The 3,883-nt window shown below is 60.4% G+C and carries 4 protein-coding genes; 3 read left to right on the top strand and 1 reads right to left on the bottom strand.

Annotation, left to right across the window (positions count from 1 at the left end):
• Positions 1 to 276: 276 nt before the first annotated feature.
• Positions 277 to 744, top strand: a complete 468-nt coding sequence (locus HMPREF1546_RS00025; protein WP_036629520.1) for an RNA polymerase sigma factor — start codon at positions 277 to 279, stop codon at positions 742 to 744.
• A 3-nt stretch (positions 745 to 747) separates the two neighbouring features.
• A complete protein-coding gene (locus HMPREF1546_RS00020; protein ID WP_021747834.1) occupies positions 748 to 1,794 on the top strand; it encodes a DUF4179 domain-containing protein in 1,047 nt (348 codons plus the stop codon).
• A gap of 54 nt (positions 1,795 to 1,848) precedes the next feature.
• On the opposite strand, the gene HMPREF1546_RS00015 is transcribed toward HMPREF1546_RS00020, so the two are convergent.
• A complete protein-coding gene (locus tag HMPREF1546_RS00015; RefSeq protein ID WP_021747833.1) occupies positions 1,849 to 3,231 on the bottom strand; it encodes an MATE family efflux transporter in 1,383 nt (460 codons plus the stop codon).
• Between the two features lie 293 nt (positions 3,232 to 3,524).
• Here HMPREF1546_RS00015 and HMPREF1546_RS00010 point away from each other — a divergent pair, with 293 nt between their 5' ends.
• On the top strand, positions 3,525 to 3,842 hold the full coding sequence (locus HMPREF1546_RS00010) for a hypothetical protein (RefSeq protein ID WP_036629543.1): 318 nt from the start codon (positions 3,525 to 3,527) through the stop codon (positions 3,840 to 3,842).
• Positions 3,843 to 3,883: the final 41 nt, after the last annotated feature.

The following is a 3,883-nucleotide window of genomic DNA, read 5'->3' as shown; positions in this document are numbered from 1 at the left end:
GCGCCGTTTTAGAAGGCTTCCCAAACATCCTTTTGGAGGACCATCAGATTGGCCTTTTGGAAACCGCTGTGATGCCCCATGAACGTTTTTTAAGGTCACTTCAATGGGGCGTCATTTTGGGGCACAACTACACTGTTTTTGTGGGGACGATAACAATACTGGAGAGAAATTCCCCGTCCAATGGACGGGGAATTTTTTTCAAAAATTTTCTCCCCGTGGGACGAATTGGCGGCTGCTCTCGTTTTACAGGTGAAAAGCTTTTCAAGGAGACGGACCATGACAGAGAAAGAGTTTACCGCCGCGGCGGAGCAGCATCTGGATATGGTGTACCGGATCGCGCTCAACTGCCTCCGGAATCCGGCGGACGCGGAGGACGCAGCCCAGACGGCCATGCTGCGGCTGTGGCGGTCCGGGCAGGCGTTTCCCGATGATAACCAGCTGCGTCATTGGCTGGTACGGGTGACGGTGAATGCCTGCAAGGATGCCCTGCGGTCGCCCTGGAGACGGCGGATGGTGCCTCTGGACGACTGCCGGGAGCCGGTGTTCAATACGCCGGAGCACCAGAATCTCTATGCAGAGGTCATGGCCCTACCGGCCAAGTACCGCTTGCCGCTGTATCTCTATTATTATGAAGGGTACACAGCGGCGGAGGTGGGGGAGCTGCTGGGCCTGAGGCCCTCCACCGTTCGGACCCGGCTTGCCCGGGCCAGAGAGAAACTGAAAGCACAGCTGAGGGAGGAGTGAGCCATGCAGAACATCTATCGGGAGACATTTGAGCAGATCCATGCCTCCGAGCAGCTGCGAAAGGAGGTAGCCAATGTGCCGAAACAGGAGAAGGCAGCGTTTAGATACCGTATTTCCAAGGCAGGGCTGATTGCCGCAGCGTTGGCGCTGGCGCTGGCGGGCACGGTCCTGGCAGTGGCCAGTCCCACCCTCTGGTGGTGGTTTGAGCAGAAGTGGGAGGAGGAGACCGGCAGCTCGATGACGGAATCCCAATCCCTGGTGATCGACGGCCTGACCCGAAAAGTGGGGGAGAGCGTTACCAGCGGGGACGTGACCGTCACTGTGGACAGTATCACCGTGGGCAGCAGTCAGATCTGGGCATTGCTGGACGTGACGGGCTGGGACTTTGACCGAGATGCCCAGTATTCCTTTGACAGGATGCGTGCGGAGATCGTCCCTGACCCCAGTGGGGGCCAGCATGGTGGGGCTGGGTACGGCCTGGACAGTATCGGGATCACCCGGGAGGGCGCAGCCCGGATGCTGCTGGAGTTCTCCGCCACCATCTCCACTGGTAACCAGCTGAACAGAGGAGATTACGCGCTGGAGATCGATCTGAACGACCTGATCCGCCGCCGTACCGGCGGGGCAGAGGATGAGGTCTTGTGTGAAGGAGAGTGGTCTTTCTCGATTCCTTTGGCGGCAGAGAGCCTGTCTCCTACCATCACCATCGACAGAGTTCAAGTGCTGTCGAATCACATGGTCTGGGATCAGGCTACCGGCAAAGATGGCGGCGCCTTAGAGGGTACAGGGGGAAAATCTCACCCGGCTGTTGCAACGCTAACGAACCTCCAAATTACCGCAACAGGTGCCTCCTTCTACTGCGACGGACTGATGGACCGGCTCCACGCAACCGTGATCCTGGCCGATGGGACCGAAGTAGAGAACCGTGGCGGCGGTGGAAGCAGAATGGAGGACGGCGGATGGTATGTCAGCTTTGACTGGCCGGTGCCGCTGGATGTGACGGATATCGTTGCTATCCGCTTTGGCGATGCAGAAATTCCGTTGAATTAAGTGAGACTTGCAAAGAGCGCCCCGCCAAAAGCAGGCGGGGCGTTTTTGTCACTTTCACGTTTCTATCCAGTCCCTCTGCCGCCAGACGGCAAACTCCCGCCGGACCAGCAGCAAGCTCAGGAGGAAGGTCAGCACGTCGGAAATGGGGGCGGCCAGCAGGGCACCATCCAGGCCGAACCGGCCGGACAGCAGAATAGCCAGGGGAATCAGAAACACGCCCTGCCGGGCCAGGGGAATGGCAAGGGAGGGTACCGGCCGGCCGATCCCTTGAAAGAAAGAGGCGGTGGCCAGATGCAGGCCGTACAGGAAGAAGGCGGCCATATACAGCCGGAAGCAGTGCTGGGCACAGTCCAGGTAGAGGGGGCTGTCAGAGACGAACAGCATCCCGATCTGCCGGGGAAACAGCTGGAACACCAGGAACCACACCCCCGAAATTACCAGGGCGATGGCGGCGGCCGTGCGGAAGGTCTGCCGCACCCGAAGAAAATGCTTCGCCCCGAAGTTGTAACCGTTGATAGGCTGTACGGCGGAGGAGACGCCCACAAACATGGAGTGGGCAATCTGATAGACCTTCATCATCATTCCGTAGACAGAGAGGGCGATGTCGCTGCCGTACACGCTGGCCGCTCCGTGAACCCGCAGCAGGTTGTTCAGGGTGATCTGTACCAGGGCAGTGAGGATCTGGGTCAGCAGGCTGGGAACCCCCAGGGCCAGAATCCGCCCGGTGAGCCTAATGGTGGGGCGCAGCGCCTGGCGCCGGAGCCGGACTGTGTGCAGCCGGGGCAGGTAGGCCAGAAACAGCACCCCGGCCGCCACCTGGCCGATGACTGTGGCAATGCCGGCCCCCACCACGCCCATGCCCAGAGGGAAGATGAAGACGGGGTCTAGAATCAGGTTGAGGACGGCACCGGTAATCATGCAGCCCATGCTGTACCGGGGGTGGCCGTCCGCCCGAATGATGGCGGTGAAGGCCGGGCAGATCAGCTGGAAGGGCAGGCCCCAGGCAATGGTCCGGAGATAGGCTGCAGCCTCCGGCCAGGCAGTGTCCGTAGCGCCGAAGAGCCGGGCAATCTGGGGGGCGAAGCACCAGCTGACGATGGCCGCACAGAGACCGCTGGCGGCAATCAGGGTGGCGGCGTGACCGATGGTGTCATCCGCCTCTTGCTGCTGGCGGCGGCCGAGGCACAGGCTGATGTTGGCGGCGCTGCCGTCTCCCAGCAGCAGGGCCACGGCATTCACCAGAATGACCACCGGGAACGCCACGTTGATGGCCGCCATGGCGGTGATCCCCACGCCCTGGCCCACAAAGATCTGGTCCACGATGTTGTAGAGGCAGTTGACCATCAGCGTCAGGGCCGTGGGGATGGCGTAGCGGACGATCAGCTTTTGAACCGGCTCGGTTTCCAGCGGGCTGCGGGACTCCTGATCGGCCGTCATACGGATCCCTCCTCCGGCGGGCGCATCGCCCGCCGTGATAAAAAGTCCCAGCGGCAGAGCACCGCCCTGCCCACTGGGTAAGCATCAATTTTTTTCAGCATAACATGGGCGGCGGTAAAAGTCAACGCGCCGGACAGCGGTCTGTTCACAGAATGTTTTCAAAGAAGCCGCCGGATGCCGGCAACCTTTTGGCGGCCGGACCTATCTATATGGATGTACAGGTGGTGCGGACAGGCGTGCCTGTCCGCAGTGGCTCCGCTGTACAAAATCACAAGGAAAAGGATGGAACATACATGAGACGATTGCTCACAGGAATCCTGGCGGCGCTGATACTGCTGACGCTGGCGGCCTGCGGCTCTGAAAAGACGGACGCCGGCAACGACGGGAAGGAAGAGGACAGCGCAACGGTCAATGGTGTGGTGAACCGTATGGGGGATTTCCTGGTTCTGCTTACTGACGATGGGACTTATCAGGTTTTCGACTTTGGCGAGGATGTGGATCAGGGGCGTCTTGAAGAGGGGGACAGCGTCACAGTTACCTATACCGGAGAGCTTGGGAGCGAGGATCCGGTGCCTGTGGCGGTTTCTGTGGAGAAGACAGACGCGGTATAAGGAACGCTTTCCATAAAGCAGCGGCCCGCAAACTGCGGGCC

Source organism: Oscillibacter sp. KLE 1745, assembly GCF_000469445.2.
Classification (GTDB): domain Bacteria; phylum Bacillota; class Clostridia; order Oscillospirales; family Oscillospiraceae; genus Oscillibacter; species Oscillibacter welbionis.
The sequence above is the reverse complement of the archived record's forward strand: the minus strand, read 5'-3'. Positions and strand labels throughout refer to the sequence as shown.

Coding starts and splice junctions, on each gene's coding strand:
- HMPREF1546_RS00025 (WP_036629520.1), top strand. CDS start 277: ATGACAGAGAAAGAGTTTACCGCCGCGGCGGAGCAGCATCTGGATATG.
- HMPREF1546_RS00020 (WP_021747834.1), top strand. CDS start 748: ATGCAGAACATCTATCGGGAGACATTTGAGCAGATCCATGCCTCCGAG.
- HMPREF1546_RS00015 (WP_021747833.1), bottom strand. CDS start 3,231: ATGACGGCCGATCAGGAGTCCCGCAGCCCGCTGGAAACCGAGCCGGTT.
- HMPREF1546_RS00010 (WP_036629543.1), top strand. CDS start 3,525: ATGAGACGATTGCTCACAGGAATCCTGGCGGCGCTGATACTGCTGACG.